The sequence below is a fragment of the Arthrobacter sp. Y3221157 genome, assembly GCF_059089865.1.
This window is the reverse complement of sequence record NZ_JBNHFD010000031.1, coordinates 1-23,187: the sequence shown is the minus strand read 5'-3', so window position 1 is coordinate 23,187 and position 23,187 is coordinate 1. Positions and strand designations below refer to the sequence as shown.

Below are 23,187 nucleotides of genomic sequence, written 5' to 3'. Positions count from 1 at the left end.
CTCTTGTGTTGTCCGCATAGGCTGGATCCATGACCTCAGCCGGCCGCTTCGCCCCTAGTCCTTCCGGTGAGCTTCATGTGGGCAATCTGCGCACCGCCATGCTGGCGTGGCTGTTCGCCCGCTCCACAGGGCGGAGCTTCCGGCTCCGAGTTGAGGACCTGGACCGAGCGCGGGCCGGCGCGGAGGCAGTGCAGTTGCGGGACCTTGAAGCGATCGGCGTGACGTGGGACGGCGGCGTGGTCCGCCAGACTGCCCGGGGCCGGCTCTACGACAATGCCATCCGGCGGCTCGGCGATGCCGGGCTGACCTACGAGTGCTTCTGCACCCGGCGGGAAATCCAGGAGGCGCCGTCGGCCCCGCACGCCCCGCAGGGCGCCTACCCTGGCACCTGCCGGAACCTGGACCCCGCTGAGCTGGAGTTCAAGCGTTCCATCCGTCCTGCGGCAATCCGCCTGCGGTCTGCGGTCCAGGAGTTCACTATCCACGACATCCTGCATGGTGGATTTACCGGCGTGGTGGACGACTTTGTCCTGCGCCGGAACGACGGCGTGGTGGCTTACAACTTGGCCGTGGTGGTGGACGATGCGGCCCAGGGCGTGGACCAGGTGGTACGTGGCGACGATCTGCTTCCCTCCACCCCCCGGCAGGCCTATTTGGCATCCCTTCTGCATATTCCGCTACCGGAATATGCCCATGTCCCGCTGGTGGTTAACTCCGACGGCGCCCGGCTGGCAAAGCGGGACGGGGCGGTCACGCTTGCCGACCTTGCCGGGGCGGGCGTTACCGCTGATGCCGTGCGGGACCGCCTGCTCGCCTCCCTGAATCTTCCCGCCGGCACCCTTGAACACGCGCTGGCAGCGTTCAATCCGGCCGCACTGCCGCGGGACCCCTGGATCTGGAGCGGCCCGTAGGCTTGGGGCATGTTAGATGACCATTTTCCGGACCACAGTCCGGCCCCCAGGTTCACCGTAGAGACTGCCAAGGTCCTGGCCGAGGTGGCCCACAACCGGCAGAAGGACAAGTTGAAGAGGCCTTACCGGGAACACGTCCTGGCTGTGGGCGACGCCCTGGCGGACTTCGACGACGATATCCGGATCGCGGGATACCTGCACGATATCGCCGAGGACACTCCGATCACCCGGCAGGCCTTGCTGGAGATGGGCGTCTCCGAGCGCGCCGTGGAGATCATTGAGCGGGTCACCAACCGGCTCCACAGCAACCCGGACGATTACCAGGCCGGGATTCGCGAGATCGCCCAGGACCACGACGCCGCCCTGGTCAAGATTGCGGACAACGCCCACAACTCCTTGCCGGAGAGGGTCAAGGCTCTTGCTGAAAAATGGCCGGACAAACCGCCGGTCACCAAATACCGCGACGCCCGGCCCGTGCTTTACGCCGCCGTCGAGGTGGAGGAGGTCCGCAAGATCCTGGCCCGGGTGAATCCGTGGCTGCTGGAGGAGCTGGACGACCGCCTGGACGAGGAAGACACCACCGACTACGAGAATCTCTCCTACGGTGAAGCGGACGCCGGAGCGGCGTCGGCTGACGCTAGGGCTGAGGAGCGGTAGTTCCTGCTTCCAGCCTTTGCATCGCATGGTGCAGCCGCTCTGTTCCGCGGCGCTCATCGATGACAATGGACGCCGCCAGCCCCAGCACAATGACCAGCATGCACGCCGGGACCGAGGCCCCCAAAGCCCCCATGCCAACGGCCCCGGCCAGGACCACCATGATTCCGGCTGCAACGGCAATCACCGTCCGGTCCGGGCCCATCATGGCGCTGTACAGCCACGTCAGCGTGAGTTTGAAGACGGCAACCGGCACGGCAATGGAGGCGACGGCCGCTGCGGCACTGATGTGTGCCTCGTGGTCGATGTAGTAGGCGGCCACGTGGAGCCCGGCGCCGGTGGCCGCGATAGCCGCGAAGAGCGGAATGTGCCCGTAGCCGAAGAGGAACGAGCGGTGCCGCTGCAGGTGCAGGGCCCGTCCGGCCGGAAGCATGAAATACACCCACCACATCCCGAAAGCCAGGGCCGTACCGCCAAAGCCCACCAGCGCCGCGTCCACGCTCCAGCCGTGGTTCGCCACGATGGCCCGCAGGGTTTCGATCGCCCCGATCAGGCACTCACCCAGGGCGATAATGGCCAGCAGGCCATACCGCTCGGCGATATGGTGTGCATGCCATGGGGTCCTGTCATCGCGTTCCGCGGCATAGGGAGTGCCCATCTCCAACGCGATCAGGGGGATGACCAGGAGGAATGTTATGGCCACATCGGTGTCCGCGATGAGCACGGCAATCCAGCCGAGCTGTACGAGAGCCAGGTATTTGGCATAGCGCAGGCACGTCTGGCGGCGCGCAGGATCCTGGCGGGACGCCCGGATCCACTGCGTTACAAGGGCAAGCCGCATGATCACGTAGCCGGCCACGATCACCCGGTTTTCCACGTGCCGTCCCTCCACAATGGAGTGGAACATCGGCTCGATCCCCATCGTGAGGATCAGCACCCCGACGATCTGGACCATGGTGACCACCCGGAACACCCAGTCGTCTGTGTCGTAGGCGCTGGCGAACCAGGTGAAATTGATCCAGGCCCAGATCACCGCAAACATCGCGAAGGAGAACCCCATGAGGCCCTCCACAAAGTGGGCCTCGGCAATCTCGTGGGCGAATTGGCTGCCCGCCACCCCGAAGGCGATGACAAAAGTCAGGTCGAAGAAGAGCTCCAGGGGCGTCGCGGCCGATGTTTTTCGTGCGGATCGCGGCCACCCATGCGCGCGAAGGCATGCCGGAGAGGGTTTGAGGACATGCCTCAAAGATTACTCCGGGCCGCCTTGTGCTCCAGGGCAGCCGCGAAGTCCTCGGCGAACCGCCGCACGCCATCCCATTCCGTGTAGATGTAGTCCCTTGACGTATCGGTATCAAGGCCGCCTTTGTCCTGGGCGATCTTCTTCATCACCATGCGCTTCAGGAATCCGTACTGGGTATACAGGAGTGCGCCGCTGAAAAGGGCCACGCGGGCCGGATGCCAGCCTGTCCCGTCCTCGAATTCGGCAACGTACTTCTCAGCGTTCTCCATGTCGCCGTGGGCGGCGAGGCTGACAGAGAAGAGGGCAGCAGGGATCTTTTCCAGCGCATTGCGGTTCTTCAGGACGAACTCCCGGACGTATTCCTCATGCTTTCCCATGTGGATGGAAGCTCCCACGATGGCGGCGTCATAGCTGCCGGCCAGGAGGTGGTCCGAGTGTTTCAGGTCTACGGGCTCCACGTCGTGGCCGTGGGCCCGCAGGACGTCGGCAATGAATTCCGCAATCCGGGCAGTCTGGCCCTCGGAGGTCCCGTAAGGAATAACTATGTTTGCCATACCTCGATACTGCTTCCCGGCGGCCGCGGGGGTAAGGGCAGAAAGTCCCGGCCCTCCTTAGACGCGGGCCAGGGCGTCGATATCCTCAAGGAAGTCCTGGTGGACTTCCTTGCTGACGGTGGTGCGGGTTTCGGCGATGGCATCAAGGTAGTCCTGGGTGGACGGGCCTTTCCGCACCGCTTCCCGGACGGACGGCCTCGCTCCGGAGGCCAGCCCGCCGTCGTCGTACACCGCCTTTTCCAGGGCGCGCTGGGAGGCGCTGCGGGCCGCGTACTCGATGTCCGCGGGGGAGAAGCCCTCCGTGCGCTCCACCAGGAGCTCGACGTCCACGTCGTCCACCACCGGTGCGGGGATGAAGCGCTGCCACATGGCTTCGCGTGCGTGGCGGTCGGGCAGGCCGATGGGAATGACGTAATCGAACCGGCCGTGCCGCAGGAACGCCGAATCGAGCGCCCGGATGAAGTTGGTGGCGCACACCAGCAGGCGGCCCGGCTGTTCGCGGAAGGCAGGGATGATCTTCAGGAGTTCATTGGTGACGCCCTGCAGCGGCGACGGCGGTTCACCGGACCGCTGCGAGGCAATCTCTTCCACTTCATCGATGAACACCACCGCGTGTTCCAGTTCCGCGATCTCCAGGAAAGTTTCGCGCAGCGCCCCGGCCAGGCCCTGGGGATCGGCGGCCAGGCGGGACGGGAAGACCTCAACGAACGGCCATTCCAGGCGGGAGGCGATGGCCTTGGCGAAGGTGGTCTTGCCTGTGCCGGGCGGGCCGAAGAGGACGACGGCGCGTGGCGGCACCACTCCGAATTCATCGGCCAGGTCCGCCTCGGCCAGCGGGAGCACCAGCCGGCGTTCCAGCAGTTCCTTCTCCCGGTGCATGCCGGCCACGTTTTCCCACAGGTCGCGGGCCAGGACCCGGCCGCCCAGCTGGCCCAGCGCGCCCAGCTCCTGCCGCTGGACGGGGATGGTCCGCTCGAAGTAGCGCAGGTTCTTCTTAAGGGCGAAGCCGCGGCCCAGGAATGCTTCCACGCGGGTTTCGGAATCCGGCATCAGCGCCGAAAGCTTGTTCAGACCGTGGGGTGCCATCCGGTTTTCGACGGCGGCCAGCAGCGAGGTGCCGATCCCGCGGCCGCGGTATTCCGGGAGGGTGGCCAGGAAAACGATCCAGCCCTGGTCGTGCGCGGCCCGTCCGACGGCGGCGCCCACCACCTGCTCTCCCTGCACCGCCACCACGGCATGGTCCTTTTCACAGGATGCGAGCACCTCTGAGAGGGCGTAGACCGGCTCGACGTTGCTCGCCTTCAGGGTTTCCCAGAGATGCAGGATCCCGTCCAGGTCGGCCGAATGGAAATCCCTGATGCGCCAGTTGGTCATATCCGCCTAATCTCCCGGGTGGTTCGTCATTGAGCCGGCATGTCCGTGCCACTGCCGAGCTTAGCGAACGGCGGCGGGCGGAAGGTTGCGGCGGCGTTGCATTACGGCTTCCTGGAACTGGTGCCGCCCGCGTGGGTTCAGAGCCCGAGGGTCGAGAGGGTGTTCCGCAGGGTGTCGGCGGAGTGCTGCAGGGCTGCCAGCTCGACGTCGTCCATGGGGGTCTCCAGGACACGCAGGACACCCTGGCGGCCCACGATGCTGGGCAGTGAGAGTGCCACCCCCGAGATGCCGTACTGGCCGTCTAGGACAGTGGAGACTGGCAGGACGGCATTCTCGTCCCGGAGCAGGGCTTCCACGATGCGGGCGCCGGAGAGGCCTATCGCGTAGTTGGTTGCCCCCTTGCCGGCGATGACCTTGTAGGCCGCCTGCGTCACTTCCCGGGCGGTATCAGTGAGGTGCTCGGGAGTGAACGTCCGCCCGCTGCCGGACGTCCATTGGCGGATGGGTACCGGCCCGATCCTGGCCCCGGACCACACTGGAAACTCGGTGTCGCCGTGTTCGCCCACCATGCTGGCATGGACGCTTGCCACCGAGACGCCGGCGTGGCGTGCCAGGAGCCAGCGGAGCCGGGAAGTATCCAGCACGGTGCCCGACGAGAAGATCCGGCCCGCCGGCAGTCCGGTGATTTGCTGCGCAGCAACGGTGAGCACATCGCAGGGGTTGGTGACCAGGACGTAGACCGCATTCGGAGCCGTCTCCAACAGTTGGGGCATCAGCTGTTCGAGGATACGGACGTTGGTCCCGGCGAGGTCAAGCCGTGTCTGGCCCGGTTCCTGCTTGGCTCCGGCCGTGATGACCACGACGTCGGCATTGTCCGTGACGCCGATGTCACCGCCGCCCGTTATTGAGGTGGCCCCCGCTGCGAACTGCGTGCCGTGCGCGAGGTCCAGGACTTCCGCTTCCGCTTTGGCGGCGTTGACGTCGTACAGTGCGATGTTGCTGGCCGAACCGCGGATGAGGGCTGCGTAGGCCAAGGATGTTCCCACGCTGCCGGCCCCGACAATGGCCAATTTGGATCCCACCATCAACTCGCCCGCCTTTCAGGTCCTCCGCCAGGACCCGCGCTGTTGGTGTAAGCCCACAATGCCAGCATGCTACCGATAAAGGGTAGGCCGGCCGCCTGCCGGGTAGGCCGGGCCGTTGAGTGTCCCATCCCCGAGGAGTAACGTGTGGCCCACCTCACCCGCACCCCATTCAGGAGCAACCATGCCACATCTGGGACGCCGGCTAGGAGCCATTACGGCTGCGCTGGCGATGAGTGTGACCACCGGGGCGATCATGAGCCCCGCCTCTGCCCACAAAGCTGACCCTCAGTACCAAACTGACAAGGAACCCGTAGCCGAAGGCCGCGGCGGTGCCGTCAGCACCGTCGACCCCGAGGCTTCAGCTGCCGCCATCGAGGTTCTTCGGAAGGGCGGGAATGCTGTGGACGCCGCCGTCGCAGCCGCCGCCACCCTCGGCGTCACGGAGCCCTACAGCGCCGGCATCGGAGGCGGCGGCTATTTTGTGTACTACGACGCAAAGAGCGGAAAAGTCCACACCATCGACGGCCGCGAGACCGCGCCCGCCGCCATGCCCACCAATGCGTTTATTGATCCCGCCACCGGCAAACCGTACAGGTTCACACCGGAGCTGGTCACCAGCGGAGTCTCCGTGGGCGTCCCGGGAACCCCGGCCACCTGGGAGCGGGCGCTGGAACGCTGGGGCAAATTCAGCATGGCGAAGGCCCTGGAACCGGCCATTGAGGTAGCTGAACGCGGCTTCGTGGTGGATCAGACGTTCCGCCAGCAGACTGACGACAACGATGAGCGTTTCAGGGCATTCCCGGCCACCACCGAACTTTTCCTTCCGGGCGGGCAACTTCCGGTTGTTGGCTCAGTGTTGAAGAACCACGACCTTGCTGACACCTACCGGCTGCTGGCCGACCAGGGAACAGGAGCGTTTTACACAGGCCCGCTTGCCGAGGAGATCGCCAAGACGGTGCAGAACCCGCCGAAGGACCCAGCCACGAAGCTTCCCGTTCCCAAGGGCTTCATGACAACCCAGGACCTGGCAAAGTACCGTGCCATTGACCAGGACCCCACGCATGTGAACTACCGCGGGTACGACGTGTACGGCATGGCACCCTCCAGCAGCGGTGGCACAACCGTGGGTGAGGCACTGAATATCCTTGAGACGTTCGACTTGCCGGCAGTGGCAAAGGCAGACCCGGCCGCTGCCCTTCACCACTACCTTGAGGCTACGGCCTTGGCTTTCGCCGACCGCGGGAAGTACGTGGGTGATCCGGCCTTCGTCAAGGTTCCCACCAAAGCACTCCTCGACGAGGTTTTCGGCAAGGAACGGGCCTGCGAAATCGATCCGCTGAAGGCGGCACCCAAACCGGTCCCCGCTGGCGATGTCACCTCCTACGACGGCGTCTGCCCGGTCGAACCGGCAGCGCTCGCGGATGAGAAGGACACGGAGAACATCTCCACCACCAACCTCACTGTCTCCGACAAGTGGGGCAACGTGGTGGAGTACACGCTCACCATCGAGCAGACCGGTGGATCAGGCATCACAGTTCCGGGGCGCGGTTTCATCCTCAATAACGAGCTCACCGACTTCAGCACCGAATACAAGGAGGACGACCCGAACCGCATCCAGCCGGGCAAGCGGCCGCGCTCGTCGATGTCGCCCACCATCGTGCTGAAGGACGGCGAACCCTTCCTGGCACTCGGTTCTCCGGGTGGTTCCACCATCATCACCACCGTCCTGCAGACGCTGGTCAACCGGATTGACTTCGGCATGAGCATCGAGGACGCCTTGGCCGCCCCCCGGGCCACACAGCGCAACACACCGAACGTTACGGCTGAACAGGCATTCATTGATCAGTACGGCGCTGCCCTGAGTTCCCGGTATGGGCACACCTTGGTGAAGGCGGGCGACGCCTTTACCTCAGCCGCTGAAATCGGTGCCGCCACCGCCATCGAGTTCGACCCCGATGGAAGAACCGTGACAGCGGTCGCCGAACCGGTCAGGCGCGGCGGAGGCTCAGCGATGGTGGTCAAGCCGGCGCGGTAGCCTTCCGGCCAACCCCTTAAACCCTGACGGCGGCACCTCCGGTTCCATGGTTGTGGATCGGAGGTGCCGCCGTCGGACGTTTGGAAGGGTTACTTCATGAACGCCTCCGCGGGCGGGTTTGCGACCACGGGGGAGAGTCCGGTGTGGCCGTCCCGGGTTGCGGCGATTTCGTGGATGCGTTTGCGGCAGGCGTACCAGCCGAAGACCATGAGGATGGACGCGATGGCGGTGACCAGCATGGTGAGCGGTGATTCGATGAAGACCATCACCAGCACTCCCACGAGGAAGAGCAGCGAGAGGTAGCCGGTGTAGGGGGCGCCGAACATCCGGAAGGAGGGGCGCTTGAGCCAGCCCTTGTCGGCCCAGCGCTTGAGCTGGATCTGGCACAGGACGATGGTGGCCCACGTCATGATGATGCCCACGGAGGCGACGTTGAGGACGATTTCGAAGGCTTCGGCGGGCACGAGGTAGTTCAGCGGGACGCCCAGCAGGGACACGCCCGCGGTGATGGCGATGCCGCCGTAGGGGACGCCGGCTTTGTTCATGCGGGAGGCGAATTGGGGGGCGGAGCCGTTGACGGACATGGAGCGCAGGATCCGGCCGGTGGAGTAGAGGCCGGCGTTAAGGGAGGACAGGGCGGCGGTAAGGACGACGAGGTTCATGATGACGTCCACGCCCTGGATGCCGATGGAGCCGAAGAAGGTGACGAAGGGGCTGACGCCTTTTTCGTAGGAGGTGAAGGGCAGCAGCAGGGCCAGGAGGATGACGGAGCCGACGTAGAACACGGCGATGCGGAAGACCACGGAGTTGATGGCCTTGGGCATGATCTTTTCAGGGTTTTCGGTTTCGCCGGCGGCGGTGCCGACGAGTTCGATGGAGGCGTAGGCGAACAGGACGCCTTGCATGAGGATGATCATGGGCAGCAGGCCGTTGGGGAAGATGCCGCCGTTATCGGTGATGAGGCTGAAGCCAACCTGCTGGCCGTCGACGGGGGTGCCGAAGATGACGAAGTAGGTGCCGACGATGAGGAAGATGACCAGGGCTGCGACCTTGATCAGGGCGAACCAGAATTCCATTTCACCGAAGACCTTGACGGAGACCAGGTTCAGGGCGAGGACGACGACGAGGGCGATCAGGGCCCAGGCCCATTGCGGGACGGCTGCCATCCAAGGGATGTAGTTGCCGAAGAAGTTCATGTAGAGGGCTGCGGCGGTGATGTCCACGATGGTGGTGGTGGCCCAGTTGATCCAGTAGAACCAGCCGGAGACAAAGGCTGCTTTTTCGCCGAAGAATTCACGGGCGTAGGAGACGAACGAGCCCGAGGAGGGCCGGTGCAGGACCAGTTCGCCCAGGGCGCGCAGGATCAGGAACGCGAAGAACCCGCACACGGCGTACGCGATGACCAGGGACGGTCCGGCCGCGTTGAGCCGGCCGCCGGCGCCCAGGAACAGGCCGGTACCGATCGCGCCGCCGATCGCGATCATCTGGATCTGCCGGGGCTTCAGGTTCTTGTGGTAGCCCTTGTCCTCCGCGTGCAGCGCCTGCTCCGATGCATGCGCCTGCGGCGGGATGGTGTGGTCTGTGACGGGGGGAGTTGTCATGGGGGTGTCCTTCTAAGTCCGGGGTGTTCGGGGACTATTTGCTGAGGTTTGCCAGGCGTTCGGGGCTGAGGAGTTCCTGGAGTTGGGGGCCGGTCAGGAGCCCGCGCTCAAGGACGAGTTCGGCGACGCCCTTGCCGGTTGCGAGTGCTTCCTTCGCGATGGCCGTGGCGGTGGCATAGCCCAGGTGGGGATTCAGGGCTGTGACCAGGCCGATGGACTGCTCCACGGTGCGGCGGAGGTGTTCGGTGTTGGCGGTGATGCCACGGATGCAGCGTGCGGTGAGGGTGCGGCAGGCTGCTTCCAGGTGGGAGATGCTCTTGTGGAGGCTGTGGACAATGACGGGTTCGAAGGCGTTGAGCTGGAGCTGTCCGGCTTCGGCGGCCATGGTGATAGTCACGTCGTTGCCGATGACTTCGTAGGCCACCTGGGAGACCACTTCCGGGATCACCGGGTTGATCTTGCCGGGCATGATGGAGGAACCGGACTGGACGGCCGGCAGGTTGATTTCGCCGAAGCCGGCGCGCGGACCGGAGGAGAGCAGGCGGAGGTCGTTGCAGATCTTGGAGAGCTTCACGGCCACGCGCTTCAGTACGCCGGAAAGGTGGACAAAGGCGCCCACATCCTGGGTGGCTTCGATGAGGTCGACGGCGGTGACCAGCGGCAGGCCAGTGACTTCGGCCAGGTGCCGGCAGGCTGCCTCGGCGTAGCCGGCGGGTGCGTTCAGGCCCGTGCCGATGGCGGTGGCGCCGAGGTTGATCTCGTGGATGAGCAGCTCTGCTTCGGCCAGGCGGAGCCGGTCTTCGCCAATGGTGATGGCGTACGTGCCGAACTCCTGTCCCAGGGTCATGGGTACGGCGTCCTGCAGCTGGGTGCGGCCCATCTTCACAACGGTGCGGAATTCCAGGGCCTTGGCGGCGCAGGCTTCCTCAAGTTCGGCCAGCGCGTCCACCAGTTCCCGTGCCGCGAAGATGGTGCCCAGCTTTACGGCGGTGGGGTAGACGTCGTTGGTGGACTGGCTGAGGTTGACGTGGTCGTTGGGGTGCAGCCGCGCGTAGTCACCCTTGGGATGGCCCAGGATTTCCAGGGCGCGGTTGGCGATGACCTCGTTGGCGTTCATGTTCGACGACGTGCCGGCACCGCCCTGGATGACGTCGACGACGAACTGGTCGGCCAGTTGCCCGTCCAGGATGTCCTGGCACGCCTGTTCGATGGCATCCGCGCGTTCGGCGTCCAGCAGCCCGAGCTCCCGGTTGGTGCGTGCGGCGGCGAGCTTGACCGCTGCGAGGCCGCGGACCAGGTGCATGTTGGAGCAGAGTTTCTGGCCGGTGATGGGGAAGTTTTCGACGGCCCGGAGGGTGTGGACGCCCCAGTAGGCGTCAGCCGGGACGTCCCTGTCGCCGAGCAGGTCATGCTCGGACCGGGTGGTCGGAGCGGATGTGGCGTCGGCGGCGGTTTCGATGATGGTCATGGGAGTCCTCACAGGGCTTCGTTGTCGGGTTTGGACAGGCTGTTGCTCAGAAAGTCGGTGGCTTGCAGCAGGCCCACGTGGTGCCCGCCGCCGAGTACCGGTGCGGCGGCGATGCCAGCCAGAGGATCGGTGTCGACGCCGATCGCTTCCAGCAGGGCCACGGTGGCCGGCATCCGGGCACGGTCGCCGCCGTCGGAAATTTTCACGGCCACGGCGCGGCCATCGGGCAGGCCCACCAGCTGGACGCCTTCAAAGCCGTCCTTGGCCACCGCTCCGGGGAGCAGCCGCATGAGCTCGGTGACGTCGCGCCCTTCCCCGGCCACCATTTCGGGGTGCTGCTGTATGGCGAGGCCGACGGCGGCTTCCGCGCCGCCGTCGTCATTTCCGGTCTTGAAGGAGGCGGCACGCGCGATTCGGCCGAAGGCGCGGGCCATGCCGCCCAGCGTCAGCGCGAAGAGCGGGGTGCCGCAGCCGTCGGTGCTGACGGCGGACGGCTCCTCGCCGGCCAGTCCGATGACGGTGGACCGGACGAGCTGCTGGAGCGGGTGCTGGGGGCGGAGGTAGCCCTGCACGGGCCAGCCGTTGATGACGCAGGTCGCGGCCATGGCGGCATGCTTGCCGGAACAGTTCTGCGTGAGCTGGGTGGCGCCGCCTCCGCTGCGCAGCCAGTCTTCGCGTTCGGCTCCGCCGTAGGGGAGGTCGGTGCTGTTTTCCAGGTCGGTGACGGACAGGCCGTGCATTTCGAGGATGCGCAGGGCGCCGTCACGGTGCTCTGCCGCGCCGGAGTGGCTGGCCGCGGCCAGGGCCAGGAGGTCTGCCGGGAGCTTAAGTCCGGCGCGGACCATGGCGACTGCCTGCAGCGGCTTGAGTGAGGACCGGGGGTAGAAGGGGGTTGCCGGGTCCCCTGCCGCTGCCAGGATGGAACCCTGGGCATCGAGGGCGATGGCCGAGCCGTAGTGGACGCCCTCCACCAGTCCGTCGCGGATGGCGGCGACCAGGGGAGTGTGCTGCGGCAGGCTTGATGGTGCCGGCGCAGCAATGCGGGCAGCGGAAAACACGGGGGAGGGCATGGGGTCCTTGGGGTTGCTTTGTTGCTAGTTGTTGAGGATGGAGTCGAGGGCCTCGCCCACGGCGCGCAGGTGGTTGGCCATGGCTGCACTCGCGTCAGCAGCGGAGCCGGCCTCGATGGCTGCGAGGATCCGCTGGTGTTCAATGTCGGAGGCGTGCTGCCGGTCGGCCACCATGTTCAGCGTTTCCGACTGGTAGGCCAGGGCGTCGCGGATGTCCGCCACCACGCTTTCAAACACCTTGTTGCCGCTGGCCCGCGCGATGGTCGCGTGGAAGCTGGAGTCCAGGGCCACCCAGGACTCGGGGTCCGTTTCGGTGGCCATGGCGGCCACGACGTGGCGGAGGGTTTCGAGCTCCTCGTCAGACCGGCGTTCTGCAGCCAGCCCGGCTGCCGGAACTTCAATATGCGGGCGCGCCTCGGTAAGATCCCTCGCCGAGTACTGGCCGAGTGTGAGGTCGTTGGCCACCTTGTTGGCGACCACGAACGTGCCTTTGCCTGTCTTGGTGACCGTCAGGCCCAAAGCAGTACAGGAGCGAAGCGCTTCGCGGATGACCGACCGGCTCACCCCGTACTGCTGGGCAAGCGACGCCTCGGAACTGAGCTTGCTGCCAACAGGGACCAGGCCGGACTCGATATCCTGCCTGATGGTGTTGAACACCGCTTCGGCAGCGCTGAGCCGGGCAAGGGGTGCAGGCTGTCCTGCTGTCCGGCTGTCTGACAGGTTCACGCTTTCAATATGTCACCCGTCACACGTGCTGTCAAAGCGAAGGCTTAAACAGGGAGGCTGGCACCATTGTGGGTGCCAGCCTCCCTGGTCTTGCTGCAGGGGATCAGACCTCCTGCAGTGGTTGTTACGGCTGGTCCTTGCCCGACACGCTGGTTGAACCAATCTCGTCGGTCTCGACTCCCAGCTTGTGAAGGTCGCCGCGTTTGCGCTCCGCAAGGTAGGCCTTCATCTCGCGCTTGATCACCGGCAGCAACATGTAGACGCCCAGCAGGTTGATGAATGCGCAGATGAATAGGGCAGCGTCGGCGAAGTTCAGCACCTGTCCGAACGTCAGAACGGTTCCAATAACGGTGAAGAACAGGAAGACGAACTTGTAGGAAATTTCAGAGGCCTTGCTGCGGCCGAACAGGTACTCCCATGCCTTCAGGCCATAGTAGGACCAGGTGATCAGGGTGGAGAAGGCAAACAGCGTCACAGCGACGGCCAGGACCACCGGGAACCAGGGCAGGACTGTGGCGAAAGCGTCCGACGTGAGGATGACGCCGTCTGGTGCGCCCTCGCCGGCCTGCACCTGGTCGATGCCTGCCTGTAGGCTCGGTGCGCCCGCGATAACGATTGCAAGGGCGGTCATTGTGCAGATGATGACGGTGTCAACCATGGGCTCGAACATGGCCACAAAGCCCTCGCTCACAGGGCGTCGCGTCTTGACCGTGGAGTGGGCGATTGCCGCCGAACCAAGACCTGCCTCATTGGAGAACGCTGCGCGCTGGAAGCCAACGATCATGACGCCCACCAGGCCGCCGGCCATGCCCGACGGGTTAAAGGCGCCGGTAATGATCGCGCTGAACGCGGCCGGCACCTGGTCGATGTTCACGAGGATCACGAAGAGGCAGGCAAGCACGTAGACGGCTGCCATCGCCGGAACGAGTTTGCTGGTGGTAGCGCCGATGGATTTCATCCCGCCAAGGATCACGGCGGCGACCAGCGCCGCGAGGATGAGGCCAAAGATCAGGGCGGCTCCGGCACTGCCGAGGAAACCTTCGTCACCGCCGGTAACGTTGCGCATCTGGGCGAACGTCTGGTTGGCCTGGAACATGTTTCCACCGGCCACCGCGAAAATGAGGATGGAAACGGCGAAGATTCCGGTGAGGATCTTCACCGGCCATTTGCCGAACTTATGGAAGGCGACGGGCAGGTATTTGAACGGCCCGCCAGTTACGGTGCCGTCCTCATGGATCTGGCGGTACTTTACGCCGAGCGTGCACTCAGCGAATTTCGAAGCCATTCCCAGCAGCCCGGCCAGGATCATCCAGAAGGTGGCGCCGGGTCCGCCCAGTGCCATGGCGGCACCCACACCCGCAATGTTTCCCAAACCTACGGTGCCGGACAAGGCGGAGGTCAGTGCGTGGAAGTGCGGCACCTCGCCGGGATCGTGGTGGGCGGAGTACCGCCCGCGCACCACTTCATAGGACACCTTGAGGCCGCGGAACTGGATCAGGCCCAGGTAGATGCTGATGATGATGCCGGCGGCGATGAGCCAGGCGACCACGGCTGGAAAGCTGACGTCGCCAATGGTGATGGGGAAGAATACAATCGTCGTAAATACTTCAGCGATCGGCCGGAATATGTCATCGATCGTTTGTTCTACTGAGGCCAGCCAGCCAATTTCGTCGTGGGCAGCCATGGGTATTGCTTGCATTGATTCGTACTCTCTGGTTGAGGGCCTGCTTCTTGCCCGTCTCCGCTCAGGACAGCTGAAGCTGCTGCCTGAACTCCCCCAATGGATGTGAGCTGTGACATATCCGATCCAACTTATGTCAACCGGGCCGAAAACTCGACCTTGGTTTTGTAGTCTGGATCTGGTAGAGAACCAATGGCTTGGCAATGTTCAATTTCAGGTTGGTAGGAGCAGGCCTAGCTCACGCGCGCACGGTCCTCAATGGAACGCAGGATGCGGAACAGTTTAACGGCCCCGTTGTCCCCGAAGAGGATGTCCGGGCCGGAAGGCCGCCAGTTCGTTGTACGGCGAGTTGAAAAGGGCGGCTGGGTTAACCTTGCCGTTTTCCGCCAAGTGGTTGGTCGGGACCTGGAGGAAGTCGAGCTGCTGGGCTTGCGGCAGCACCAAAGGCCATCGCTGGAGGGGTGGAGGACAGCATTTTGCACGTCGCCCAGAGCATCGAGGAACGCCGCAAAAGCGCCAAGTCGGACGGTCCGACGACGTCCTGATTCCACAATTACAACAGCGGGTCCGGAAAGCATTTAAGCGTTCGGACCTGCTGCCGTTGAATGCTTAGCAGGGAGTCCAGGTTTTCCCGCCCGGTGCATAGCAGCGCGGACCTGTGTACTTGGACGATGCCGGTGGTACATACGGGGCAGGAGCCGGTGGAACATATGGTTGGGGTGCAGGCGCTACATAAGGCGCCGGGGCAGGCAACCTCCTTAGCCGCTCAGCTTCCTCCGCTGCGAGTCTGGCCGCTTCCTCTGCTGCAGCCTTCGCGGCAGCAGCAACTTCGTCGGCAGCTTTCTTCTCTGCAGCAGCCCGTTCCTCAGCGGCCTTCTTTTCTGCGGCGGCCTGCGCCTCAGCGGCACGCCGTTCTTCCTCTGCCTTCTTTTCCGCTGCCGCCAAGCTTGTCTGGAGGGACTTGAATTCGTCCCGCTTCTTTTCACCCAGCGAAATCCTGCTGTCGAGGGCAGACAGGGCGGCCGTGGTGGCGGCTGCTGAAAGCCCAGTCCAATAGATGGCCCTGTTGGCGTCCTTGGTTGCAGCAAAGACCGCCCTGAGGGATTTCGCGGCGGCAAGCTCGGTAACCAGTACAGCAGCAGCCGCGCCGGCGGCGGCCGAAGTGGTTGCAGGTGCAGCGCCGGCAGCTTCTTCAAGCGCCTGCGCAGTCTGGGCGAGCTGCGCCGGCAATGTGCAATCGATGGTCTCCGAGAAGAGCCCAATCTTTTCGGTCCGGGCCTCCTCATAAGCCTCTTCCACCGGCGGCAGGAACCTGACGTTCCCGTCATACTGCACCGGTATGCCCAGTCCCTCACGTGCGATTTCTGCATTGACGAGTGTGCCGTCGGGAGCGAATACGCCTGCGAGGGTGCGGCCGAAGCGGTCGTGCCGGGTCTTGTCGAACTCAAGGCGTACTGAGGTGCCAGGCGGAAGAACGCCCGCAAGGTAATCAGTAGCCTGCGGCCCGAGGCATTCGACCGGCTGGTTCGGGTCCTTAGTTTCCGGCGTGTCCACGTTCAGCAGACGGATTGTGTGATTCGCGTTGTTGATCGACACCACCAGGGTGTCACCGTCCACGATTCTGACGACCGTGCCGTTGTCAGCGTTTGCTGCCGCGCTAACTGCCACGGAGCCGGCCACCAGACCGGCCGCCGCGACTGATGCAATGATTAGATTTTTGATCGAGGTCCCCCTTGAATAGGCGCATCAGAAATCTGCGGCACTCTGCTTGACCTCGACGAACCCTGAAGCTTTCTCCTTAATGCTGGGCGCTTCTCCTCAGCTTCAGCTCAAGTTCGGCTCAAGGTTGCCGTAGTCTTGGCGACACGAGTGAACGGCACGCTCGTGCCGGTTTTCTCTTTCAGTCGGGCCGCTTCGGGACTAGGCTTCCAGATACGGCAGTAACCGGCACGAACGTACCTATAGGACAATCATGGATCAGCGATTCACAGACTCCCTGGCTAACGAAGTGCGCTCACGCCGGACCGCACTTAGCCTCACCCAGCGGGATTTGGCCGACATGGCCGGTGTCTCTGAACGGTTCATCCGTTTCGTGGAACAGGGGAAGCCCAGCATCCAGCTGGATTCGCTGATCGCGGTCCTCGACACCTTGGGGCTTGAGCTGGACATCGCCACGCGGACCAGCCGCGCCGCCCGTGCCCAAGCAGGCGCGGGAAGCGCTGAAGGCGCAGCATCATGAGGCACCGGATCGCCGATATTTACAAGGCAGGCGTCCTGGCGGCGAGGCTGGAACGGCACGATGGCGGAACCCGATTCAGCTACCTCCCCGCCTATCTCGCGTCCGGAAGACCCGCCGTCGCCTCTTCCCTGCCGCTTACCCGCGAACCTGTCCTGTGCGCCGCCGGGGCCGCCCCGCCGTACTTCACTGGGCTGCTGCCGGAGGGCCGGCGGCTCAACGCGCTGCGGCGTTCCATCAAAACCAGTGTGGACGATGACCTGTCCCTGCTCATCGCCGCCGGCGGAAACCCGGTGGGGGATGTCCAGATCGTGGGTCACGGCGAACCGCTGGACCCCGACGAACACGCGGTGCAGCTGGACCCGAAACAGCCCGTGGATTTCGACCAGCTGCTGGGCGATCCGGACCTGATCGACCCGGTTGCGCTGGCCGGCGTGCAGGACAAGCTGTCGGCTGGCATGATTTCGCTTCCGGTGGCCAGTGCAGGCAAGAGGTTCATCCTCAAGCTCAACGCCCCCGAATTCCCCCACGTGGTGGAGAACGAGCTGGTCATGTTCCGCTACGCCGCCAAGCTCCGGATTCCGCTCAGCCGGGTCCAGCTGATCCGGGACGTGGCCGGCCGGCCGGGCCTGCTGGTGGAGCGCTTCGACCGCATCCCGCGGCCAGGTGGCGGGCCAGACGATGTGCTGCGCCTCGCCGTCGAGGACGGGGCCCAAGTCTTGAAGCTCTATCCGGCAGACAAGTACAACGTGGGGTACGGGCAGGTCTGCCACGCGCTGGCGGACCACTGCTCGGCGCCGCTCCCCGCGCTCCGGAACCTTGCCCTCCAGGGCGCCTTTGCGTGGCTCACCGGCAACGGCGACCTCCACGCGAAGAACGTCTCCATGGTCCAGCAGCCGCATGGAGAATGGGCGATCGCTCCGGTCTACGACATTCCCTCCACAGTGGTTTACGGCGATAAGACCCTGGCGCTGACCCTGAACGGCAAGCGGACAGGGATCTCGCGCCGCCACTTCCTGGGCTGGGCAACGGACCTCGGACTCCCCGAACGCGCAGCCGCCCAGGTGCTGGAGCTCGCGTTGAAAGCGTCCGGGCCGCTGGTGGCGGACCTTGAGGCAGGAACGGCCTTCGGCGTCGTGAAAGGCCCCGGGAACGACGACGGCGCCTCGCCCTTCCCGGACATGGTCACCAGGGCGTGGGTCAAGGAGCTGAAGCACCGCCGGCGTCTCCTGGAAGGGTAGGGCAGGCAGCCGCCCGCCTTAGATTCATGCGCAGTCGAACCAGCGCAGCACCCGAAGGGCGCGCAGCGTGTTCCAGCGGCTGGGGCTGCCGTCGCCGTCCTCCAGCGCAAAATGGACCTTCCCGGGATGTGTATTCTCCAACAGCCAGGTTCCGTCCGGCTGCTCTTTCTTGCGGACCAGCTCCACGCCCTCTGCCAGGCGCTGGTCCGGGGCAGCTCCCGTGGCCCGAAAGTAGTCCAGGCCGCGGAGGACGTCATAGAACCAGCGGGTGGGATAGGAGAAGCGCAGCCAGTCGCCACTGATGATCTCAGCGGTCGCTTTCCGCCGCATCAGCCGGCGCTCCAGGAGGTACTCTTCAGCCCGTTCCCGGGCAGCCCTGGCTGCCGGCGTCCCTCCGGTGGCCTGCTCGTATTCCAGCAGTCCTTCGAGGACACAGATGGTGCTGTGGAATGAGGAGCGTGTGGAGCCGTTGACGGCCTCGCAGTTCCAGCCGCCGTCGGGCAACTGGTCACCCGACAGCCGCTGCACCACGCTGTCCACGTTCTGCCCGAAGTAGGCGCCCAGCGCGGTGGCCATGCCATTGATGCAGGGCTCAACCTCACCTTCGAAGAACGGCTGGCCGCCTTCCTCCCAGCGGCTGTTTTCCTTGACGAGTGAGATGGCACGGCGGGCCTGCTGGCTTTCGGGGGCCAGGCCGAAGTCCCGCAGGAGCAGGAGGCTGTAGGTGGTGGCGGTCCATGGCTGGTTGACGGGATCATCGTCCACTGCCGGCCAGTAGGTGCCACCGGCCCACTGCCCGTCCGTACCCTGCAGGGCAAGCAGGCGGGAACCCCAGCCTTCAGTGGCGACGCGGTTCCGTTCGGCCATGACTTCGGCGGCAGGGGCATCAGTGAGGTCGCGGAGGGCCTGCCAGCGGATGGCGGGATCGCCGGCCAGGAGCCAGTCCAGGACGTTCCGCTCCGCAGCAGGTGTCACAGGTGCTGGATGCCGGCCCGCTGCATGGCGTCTTTATAGGTTTCGACGTTCTTGGCCAGGAGCTCTTCCTGCTTGGCTTCGGAAACTGCGAACGCCCTGCCTCCCAGCGCGGTTGCCTTGTAGATCTTAATGCCGCTGTTCTTTAGGGCCGAATGGTACGTCTTTTCGTACAGCGTTAGGAATGCGGAGGCATCCGTGCCGTGGGCAATGATCGCCGAGACACGTGAGTTGATCTTGAGGAACTGGCGGAACGCGCGGAGGCCGTCGGTTTTTTCCTGCACGCTCAGGGCTGAAGGGCTGCCGGGTTCGCGGACCCACGGGTAGGCGTTCCACGGCATCACATAGCGGGGGTCGAGCTCGGCGAGTTCGTAAATCTGGGTAGCCCGTCGGGCAGCCTCATCGTCGTTGTTGTGCGAGACAAACCCGGACTCGGTGCCTTTTCCGGGGCTGCCCTGCAGGCTGACGATCCGGCATTCGTCCTCGTCGTGCACCGGGTCAATGTACGGCACGGTGGAGCCGGGCTTCTTTTCCATGAGTTCGTCGCAAAGCTGGGTTACCTTCGCGATGTTCGGTTCTTGTAGCAGGGCCTTTTTTTCGTCCCAGTCAATCGTCACGATCTCTCCCTCACAGCAAGGTGGTCAGAATCAGGCGTCTTAGGCCACTCTACGCTTCCGCCCTGAGGGTGGGCAGGAAAATTTGGCGGTGGCAGTCCTATGTCCGGAGCAGCTGATTGAAGTTCGCGGGGAAAGCGCAGCAGCACCAGCAGGTGCTGTTGAATGACACTATGCAGTTCACCAGGAAGGGCCTGAAGGCCGAAGGCTTCGCAGGCTTCCGTCCTGTCCGGGATCTCGAAACCATGCGGATCCCCCAGGGGACAGGCCTGTTCGCCGTGGTGGCCCCGGAAGGATTCCAGCCGCGTTTCCTAAAGAAAAGCACTGCCGGCACCTTCAAGAAAAAGGCCCCGTCCCTTCCCGAAGCCGCGCTGGCCGCCGAGTGGGTGGACGCCGCCGTCGTCCTTTATATCGGGAAGGCGGGACCGGGAAGCAAAGGCAACAGGGGCCTACGGCGCCAGATCCAGGAATTTGTGGACTTCGGGCAAGGAAGGCCGCCCGGGCATTGGGACGGCCGGGCCATCTGGCAGCTCTCGGATGCCGGATCGCTGTCCATTGCCTGGAAGGAACTGGCCCCGGAACAGCTGAATGACGCGGAAGCCCGTTATCACGCAGCGTTCCTCCAGGAATTCGGAAAGCTGCCGTTCGCCAACCTCGTGCAGGCCCGCACCAAGACCGGCCGCTGACGTCAGGTCACACCAAACGGGCAGAACTCGGAGTTCCTTCCGGCTGGACTCAGGCCTGCCCGCGAAGCCGCTCCATCTCGCGGCGGTCCTTCTTGGTGGGCCGTCCGGTGCCCCGGTCCCGCTGCGGAAGGCCGAGCGCCGGCGCGAGCGGCCGGGGAGGGGTGTGGTCAGTGAAGCAGTGCGACGCCGCTTCCGCCCCCACCCGCTTGGCAATGAGCCGCCGCACTTCGAGGATGCGTTCATACCCCGGCATCCGGACTGTCACGGTATCGCCGGTCACCAGGGTGGCTGAGGCTTTGGACGGGCTGCCGTTCAACCGGACATGCCCCGCCCGGCAGGCCGCCGTGGCGGCGGAACGGGTCTTGTAGGCGCGGATGGCCCACAGCCACGCATCGATACGGACGCTGGCGGGGGAGGCAGGAAGGCTGGTCATGGCTGGCACCGAGTATAGCCCCGGGAGCGCAGGCATTCAGTGCTGGGTCATTCCACCGTTACGCTGACCTGCTGCACCATGTTGTTGCCCATCCCCTGGTAGTTCCAGTTTTGCTCCAGGGGCTGCGTGGCGCCGGTGGCGTCCGTGGCCCGGCAGGACAGGACGTGCTCACCCGGGTCCGCCACCCAGGGCAGCGTCCACTTCCGCCACGCGAATCCGCCGGCGGGCTTGTCCAGCTGGGCGGGCAGCCACGTGCCGTCGATCCCCACCTCCACGCCGGTTACCGCACCCTCCCCGGACCAGGCACGGCCCTGCAGCAGGACCGGGCCGCGGGCCAGGATGCGTTTGCGGGTGAAGAAGTCCGGGACTCCCGGCGGAACCATCAGCGAACGCACCCTGATCCGTGAAACCGGAGTGCCGGCGTCGTCCGCGGAGTCCTGGTAGCGGTACGCCACCTGCTGCTGGTAGCCGGTGAAGGGGGCAGTGACCACCTCGATGGACCCAAGCCACTTCACGCTGGCCATGCCGTACCAGCCCGGAACCACCAGGCGGAGGGGGTAGCCGTGCTGCGGCGGCAGTTCGGTGCCGTTCATTTTGTAAGCGAGTACGACGTCGGCACGCAGCGCTTCACGGATCGGCAGGCTCCGCGCGTAGTGGTGGGGGACGCCGCCCTGCACCCCTGCGTCGGCACCCGTAAAGACCACTTCCATGGCGTTCTGGAGCACGCCCGCCTTGCCCAGGAGGTAGGCGAGTGGCACGCCGGTCCAGTGCGCGGTGCCCACCCCTTCCTGGATCCAGGGCTGGCTCATCGGCCGGGGCGAGAGGAGGGAACGGCCGTTGCCGGCGCACTCCAGCGTCACGGGCACAGTGATGGCGGGATCCTTCCGGAGCGCTGCCATGCTCAGTTCCAGGGCGCGCTCCACAGCACCGCTGATTCTAAGGTGCCAGGAAGCGGCGTCGAGGTCCGGAATGTCGAAGTGCGTGAGGACGTAGTGAAGCCCGGGCGGCGTGACATCCCTGCGGAGGGCCTCCAAGGGCATGGAATGGTTCCGGGCTGACAGCTGCAGCTCTTCCCGGGTCAGGGGGCCGGTGGTGGGGCCAGCCCCCTGCCGGGCTTCTGCTTCACTGGGGCCGGTGGGCTGCTCCTGCCGGGAGGTCTGGGTCATGCCACAGGTCTACGCCCGCACCGCCGGCACGTCAACGCCTTTTCCCGGCCTACGCCTCCCGTTTTGGTGGAGACTGGGTCTTTGCCGGGTCGCGTTCAGCCAGCGAGCCGATAGCGTTGTCAATTTTCTTCAGGACCTCCGGCTCCAGCGTCACACCGGCCGCCGCCACACTGTCCGCTATCTGCTCCGGACGGCTGGCACCCACGATGGCAGACGCAACATTGGGGTTCTGCAGCACCCAGGCGACTGCCAGCTGCGGCATGGAGAGGCCGGCTTCCTCCGCGATGGGCTTGAGGTCTTGCACACCGGACAGGACGTCGTCACGCATCCAGCGCTCGATCATCTTGGCTCCGCCCTTTTCATCCGTCGCCCGGCTGCCTTCCGGCGCGGGCTGGCCGGGCAGGTACTTGCCGCTGAGGACGCCCTGGGCCATGGGCGACCAAACGATCTGGGACACGCCCAGTTCCTCCGACGCCGGCACTACCTCGGCCTCGATGACCCGCCACAGCATGGAGTACTGCGGCTGGTTGGAGATGAGCTGGAAGCCGAGCTCTTTGGAGAGGGCGTGGCCTTCCCGAAGCTGGTCCGCGGTCCACTCGCTGACCCCGATGTAGAGTGCCTTGCCCTGCCGGACGATGTCCGCGAACGCCTGCATGGTTTCTTCCAGCGGCGTTTCGAAGTCGTAGCGGTGCGCCTGGTAGAGGTCCACGTAGTCGGTCTGCAGCCTGCGCAGCGAGCCGTTGATGGATTCCATGATGTGTTTGCGCGACAGGCCAAGATCGTTTTTGCCCTTGGGGCCCGTGGGCCCGTAGACCTTGGTGAAAATCTCCAATGATTCGCGGCGCTCGCCCTTCAGCGCCTCGCCCAGGACGGTCTCCGCCGCGGTGTTTGCATAGACGTCGGCCGTGTCGAAGGTGCTGATTCCGGCGTCCAGCGCCGCCCGCACGCACTGGGTGGCGACGTCGTTCTCCACCTGGGAACCATGGGTAAGCCAGTTGCCGAACGTGATTTCCGAGACTTTGAAACCGCTGTTTCCGAGGTATCTGAATTCCATGCGTTTCACGCTAGCCCAGATGGTTGCTCAGGGTAAGGGCTTTTTTCCATCCGTCTGTTCGCTGGCGGGCGACGTTTCCTTGAGTATCTGCTGGGGGCCGGTCAAGGAGACGAGCGATCCTGTGTCCAACGGCGCGAGGGCTGGCGGGTGCGGAGACTTCTTGAACGACCGTGGAACCTCGTGCGGAGGCCGGTGGTTGTGCAGGGAGGACTCAACCAGCGGGGCCACTTCAGCCACTTTCTCCGCCGGCACCTTCGGATCCGGCAGGTCCCGTACGGAGAGTTTGATCTCGGGCGCGGCTGCCCGTGCCCGAGCGATGGCACGGGCGTCGGCCTCGGCCACGGCGGAGGCCCAATCCTCGGCCAGGACGGGCGGTTCACGCCGCC

Annotated in this window: 20 protein-coding genes and 2 pseudogenes; 6 read left to right on the top strand and 16 right to left on the bottom strand. The window is 64.9% G+C overall.

Annotated elements, in window-relative coordinates; translation table 11 throughout:
• The first annotated feature begins 29 nt into the window (after positions 1 to 29).
• The gene (gene gluQRS, locus AC5RTT_RS10265) at positions 30 to 911 is read left to right on the top strand and encodes a tRNA glutamyl-Q(34) synthetase GluQRS (RefSeq protein ID WP_494145101.1); all 882 of its coding nucleotides are present in this window, start codon (positions 30 to 32) and stop codon (positions 909 to 911) included.
• A 9-nt stretch (positions 912 to 920) separates the two neighbouring features.
• Positions 921 to 1,568: an HD domain-containing protein gene (locus tag AC5RTT_RS10260; RefSeq protein ID WP_494145100.1), complete on the top strand. Its 648-nt coding sequence runs from the start codon at positions 921 to 923 to the stop codon at positions 1,566 to 1,568.
• Here AC5RTT_RS10260 and AC5RTT_RS10255 read toward each other — a convergent pair.
• From AC5RTT_RS10255 to AC5RTT_RS10240, 4 genes and pseudogenes are all read right to left on the bottom strand, one after another.
• A pseudogene (locus AC5RTT_RS10255) lies at positions 1,549 to 2,804 on the bottom strand (low temperature requirement protein A). The gene AC5RTT_RS10260 and the pseudogene AC5RTT_RS10255 sit on opposite strands and share 20 nt — an antisense overlap.
• A gap of 3 nt (positions 2,805 to 2,807) precedes the next feature.
• Positions 2,808 to 3,359, bottom strand: coding sequence for a flavodoxin domain-containing protein (locus AC5RTT_RS10250; protein WP_494145099.1), 552 nt, complete (start codon positions 3,357 to 3,359; stop codon positions 2,808 to 2,810).
• Between the two features lie 57 nt (positions 3,360 to 3,416).
• Positions 3,417 to 4,733, bottom strand: coding sequence for an ATP-binding protein (locus AC5RTT_RS10245; protein ID WP_494011553.1), 1,317 nt, complete (start codon positions 4,731 to 4,733; stop codon positions 3,417 to 3,419).
• Between the two features lie 137 nt (positions 4,734 to 4,870).
• Positions 4,871 to 5,818 carry an L-lactate dehydrogenase gene (locus AC5RTT_RS10240; RefSeq protein WP_494145098.1) on the bottom strand — a complete coding sequence of 316 codons (948 nt, stop codon included), beginning with the start codon at positions 5,816 to 5,818 and terminating at the stop codon, positions 4,871 to 4,873.
• A gap of 181 nt (positions 5,819 to 5,999) precedes the next feature.
• Here AC5RTT_RS10240 and ggt point away from each other — a divergent pair, with 181 nt between their 5' ends.
• Positions 6,000 to 7,853, top strand: coding sequence for a gamma-glutamyltransferase (ggt, locus tag AC5RTT_RS10235; protein WP_494145097.1), 1,854 nt, complete (start codon positions 6,000 to 6,002; stop codon positions 7,851 to 7,853).
• 89 nt (positions 7,854 to 7,942) lie between these two features.
• On the opposite strand, the gene AC5RTT_RS10230 is transcribed toward ggt, so the two are convergent.
• The 6 genes from AC5RTT_RS10230 to AC5RTT_RS10205 form a co-directional block, all read right to left on the bottom strand.
• The gene (locus AC5RTT_RS10230) at positions 7,943 to 9,454 is read right to left on the bottom strand and encodes an amino acid permease (protein WP_494145096.1); all 1,512 of its coding nucleotides are present in this window, start codon (positions 9,452 to 9,454) and stop codon (positions 7,943 to 7,945) included.
• A 34-nt stretch (positions 9,455 to 9,488) separates the two neighbouring features.
• Positions 9,489 to 10,922 carry an aspartate ammonia-lyase gene (locus AC5RTT_RS10225; protein ID WP_494145095.1) on the bottom strand — a complete coding sequence of 478 codons (1,434 nt, stop codon included), beginning with the start codon at positions 10,920 to 10,922 and terminating at the stop codon, positions 9,489 to 9,491.
• 8 nt (positions 10,923 to 10,930) lie between these two features.
• Entirely contained in the window at positions 10,931 to 11,992 is a 1,062-nt protein-coding gene (locus tag AC5RTT_RS10220; RefSeq protein WP_494145094.1) for an asparaginase, read from the bottom strand.
• A gap of 24 nt (positions 11,993 to 12,016) precedes the next feature.
• A complete protein-coding gene (locus AC5RTT_RS10215; protein ID WP_494145093.1) occupies positions 12,017 to 12,718 on the bottom strand; it encodes a FadR/GntR family transcriptional regulator in 702 nt (233 codons plus the stop codon).
• A 124-nt stretch (positions 12,719 to 12,842) separates the two neighbouring features.
• Positions 12,843 to 14,402: an alanine/glycine:cation symporter family protein gene (locus AC5RTT_RS10210; RefSeq protein ID WP_494145092.1), complete on the bottom strand. Its 1,560-nt coding sequence runs from the start codon at positions 14,400 to 14,402 to the stop codon at positions 12,843 to 12,845.
• A 606-nt stretch (positions 14,403 to 15,008) separates the two neighbouring features.
• A complete protein-coding gene (locus AC5RTT_RS10205) occupies positions 15,009 to 16,067 on the bottom strand; it encodes a thermonuclease family protein (protein ID WP_494145091.1) in 1,059 nt (352 codons plus the stop codon).
• Between the two features lie 304 nt (positions 16,068 to 16,371).
• Here AC5RTT_RS10205 and AC5RTT_RS10200 point away from each other — a divergent pair, with 304 nt between their 5' ends.
• Together AC5RTT_RS10200 and AC5RTT_RS10195 are read left to right on the top strand one after the other, a co-directional pair.
• Positions 16,372 to 16,638, top strand: coding sequence for a helix-turn-helix transcriptional regulator (locus AC5RTT_RS10200; RefSeq protein ID WP_494145090.1), 267 nt, complete (start codon positions 16,372 to 16,374; stop codon positions 16,636 to 16,638).
• Positions 16,635 to 17,876 (top strand): type II toxin-antitoxin system HipA family toxin, encoded by a 1,242-nt coding sequence (locus AC5RTT_RS10195; RefSeq protein WP_494145089.1) that lies wholly within the window; start codon positions 16,635 to 16,637, stop codon positions 17,874 to 17,876. Before AC5RTT_RS10200 ends, AC5RTT_RS10195 begins: the two co-directional genes overlap by 4 nt.
• Positions 17,877 to 17,900: 24 nt before the next feature.
• On the opposite strand, the gene AC5RTT_RS10190 is transcribed toward AC5RTT_RS10195, so the two are convergent.
• Both AC5RTT_RS10190 and AC5RTT_RS10185 read right to left on the bottom strand, forming a co-directional pair.
• Complete coding sequence (locus AC5RTT_RS10190) at positions 17,901 to 18,851, bottom strand: prenyltransferase/squalene oxidase repeat-containing protein (protein WP_494145088.1); 951 nt, start codon at positions 18,849 to 18,851, stop codon at positions 17,901 to 17,903.
• Positions 18,848 to 19,465, bottom strand: a complete 618-nt coding sequence (locus AC5RTT_RS10185) for a uracil-DNA glycosylase family protein (RefSeq protein ID WP_494145087.1) — start codon at positions 19,463 to 19,465, stop codon at positions 18,848 to 18,850. Before AC5RTT_RS10185 ends, AC5RTT_RS10190 begins: the two co-directional genes overlap by 4 nt.
• A gap of 170 nt (positions 19,466 to 19,635) precedes the next feature.
• Here AC5RTT_RS10185 and AC5RTT_RS10180 point away from each other — a divergent pair, with 170 nt between their 5' ends.
• Positions 19,636 to 20,148, top strand: coding sequence for a hypothetical protein (locus tag AC5RTT_RS10180; protein ID WP_494145086.1), 513 nt, complete (start codon positions 19,636 to 19,638; stop codon positions 20,146 to 20,148).
• A gap of 49 nt (positions 20,149 to 20,197) precedes the next feature.
• Here the strand turns inward: AC5RTT_RS10180 and AC5RTT_RS10175 are convergent, their stop codons facing one another.
• The 4 genes and pseudogenes from AC5RTT_RS10175 to AC5RTT_RS10160 form a co-directional block, all read right to left on the bottom strand.
• Entirely contained in the window at positions 20,198 to 20,581 is a 384-nt protein-coding gene (locus tag AC5RTT_RS10175) for an RNA-binding S4 domain-containing protein (RefSeq protein WP_494011565.1), read from the bottom strand.
• Between the two features lie 47 nt (positions 20,582 to 20,628).
• A complete protein-coding gene (locus tag AC5RTT_RS10170; RefSeq protein ID WP_494145085.1) occupies positions 20,629 to 21,747 on the bottom strand; it encodes a sulfite oxidase in 1,119 nt (372 codons plus the stop codon).
• 49 nt (positions 21,748 to 21,796) lie between these two features.
• Positions 21,797 to 22,801, bottom strand: coding sequence for an aldo/keto reductase family protein (locus tag AC5RTT_RS10165; protein WP_494145084.1), 1,005 nt, complete (start codon positions 22,799 to 22,801; stop codon positions 21,797 to 21,799).
• 27 nt (positions 22,802 to 22,828) lie between these two features.
• Positions 22,829 to 23,187: pseudogene (locus tag AC5RTT_RS10160) on the bottom strand (hypothetical protein); the annotation flags it as partial.

What these genes read in the sequence shown, in the direction of transcription:
- gluQRS (WP_494145101.1), top strand. Translation starts at nt 30, where the DNA reads ATGACCTCAGCCGGCCGCTTCGCCCCTAGTCCTTCCGGTGAGCTTCAT.
- AC5RTT_RS10260 (WP_494145100.1), top strand. Translation starts at nt 921, where the DNA reads ATGTTAGATGACCATTTTCCGGACCACAGTCCGGCCCCCAGGTTCACC.
- AC5RTT_RS10250 (WP_494145099.1), bottom strand. Translation starts at nt 3,359, where the DNA reads ATGGCAAACATAGTTATTCCTTACGGGACCTCCGAGGGCCAGACTGCC.
- AC5RTT_RS10245 (WP_494011553.1), bottom strand. Translation starts at nt 4,733, where the DNA reads ATGACCAACTGGCGCATCAGGGATTTCCATTCGGCCGACCTGGACGGG.
- AC5RTT_RS10240 (WP_494145098.1), bottom strand. Translation starts at nt 5,818, where the DNA reads ATGGTGGGATCCAAATTGGCCATTGTCGGGGCCGGCAGCGTGGGAACA.
- ggt (WP_494145097.1), top strand. Translation starts at nt 6,000, where the DNA reads ATGCCACATCTGGGACGCCGGCTAGGAGCCATTACGGCTGCGCTGGCG.
- AC5RTT_RS10230 (WP_494145096.1), bottom strand. Translation starts at nt 9,454, where the DNA reads ATGACAACTCCCCCCGTCACAGACCACACCATCCCGCCGCAGGCGCAT.
- AC5RTT_RS10225 (WP_494145095.1), bottom strand. Translation starts at nt 10,922, where the DNA reads ATGACCATCATCGAAACCGCCGCCGACGCCACATCCGCTCCGACCACC.
- AC5RTT_RS10220 (WP_494145094.1), bottom strand. Translation starts at nt 11,992, where the DNA reads ATGCCCTCCCCCGTGTTTTCCGCTGCCCGCATTGCTGCGCCGGCACCA.
- AC5RTT_RS10210 (WP_494145092.1), bottom strand. Translation starts at nt 14,402, where the DNA reads ATGGCTGCCCACGACGAAATTGGCTGGCTGGCCTCAGTAGAACAAACG.
- AC5RTT_RS10200 (WP_494145090.1), top strand. Translation starts at nt 16,372, where the DNA reads ATGGATCAGCGATTCACAGACTCCCTGGCTAACGAAGTGCGCTCACGC.
- AC5RTT_RS10195 (WP_494145089.1), top strand. Translation starts at nt 16,635, where the DNA reads ATGAGGCACCGGATCGCCGATATTTACAAGGCAGGCGTCCTGGCGGCG.
- AC5RTT_RS10180 (WP_494145086.1), top strand. Translation starts at nt 19,636, where the DNA reads ATGCAGTTCACCAGGAAGGGCCTGAAGGCCGAAGGCTTCGCAGGCTTC.
- AC5RTT_RS10175 (WP_494011565.1), bottom strand. Translation starts at nt 20,581, where the DNA reads ATGACCAGCCTTCCTGCCTCCCCCGCCAGCGTCCGTATCGATGCGTGG.
- AC5RTT_RS10170 (WP_494145085.1), bottom strand. Translation starts at nt 21,747, where the DNA reads ATGACCCAGACCTCCCGGCAGGAGCAGCCCACCGGCCCCAGTGAAGCA.
- AC5RTT_RS10165 (WP_494145084.1), bottom strand. Translation starts at nt 22,801, where the DNA reads ATGGAATTCAGATACCTCGGAAACAGCGGTTTCAAAGTCTCGGAAATC.